The sequence below is a fragment of the Streptomyces beijiangensis genome (assembly GCF_017315755.1).
Lineage (GTDB): Bacteria > Actinomycetota > Actinomycetes > Streptomycetales > Streptomycetaceae > Streptomyces > Streptomyces beijiangensis.
In genome coordinates this window covers 1-247 of sequence record NZ_JAFLRJ010001313.1, presented here as the reverse complement: position 1 = coordinate 247, position 247 = coordinate 1, and the positions used below count along the sequence as shown (strand labels likewise).

Here is a 247-nt window from a genome sequence, read left to right as displayed (position 1 = left end):
TACACGTACGAATGCCGCCTGGTGCCGGGCCTGTTGCAGACGGAGGCGTATGCGCGCACGCTGTTCGTGAACCAACTGCCTCCCCTGTGTGACGATCAGATCGAGGCCCAGTGGGTGGCGAGGGCGGAGCGGCAACGGTTGCTGCGGGAGCGCCCGAACACGGCGTTCAGCTTCATCCTGGAGGAGCAGGTGTTCTTGCGGCGTACGGGCGGAGTCGAAGTGACGCGGGAAGTGATTGATCACGTTC

The 247-nt window shown here is 64.0% G+C and carries 1 protein-coding gene; it reads left to right on the top strand.

Translation table 11 applies throughout. The annotated features are described in order from the left end of the window. Nucleotides 1–247 (top strand): Scr1 family TA system antitoxin-like transcriptional regulator (locus J0695_RS41630; protein ID WP_242553801.1); only part of this gene is annotated, 247 nt, incomplete at both ends.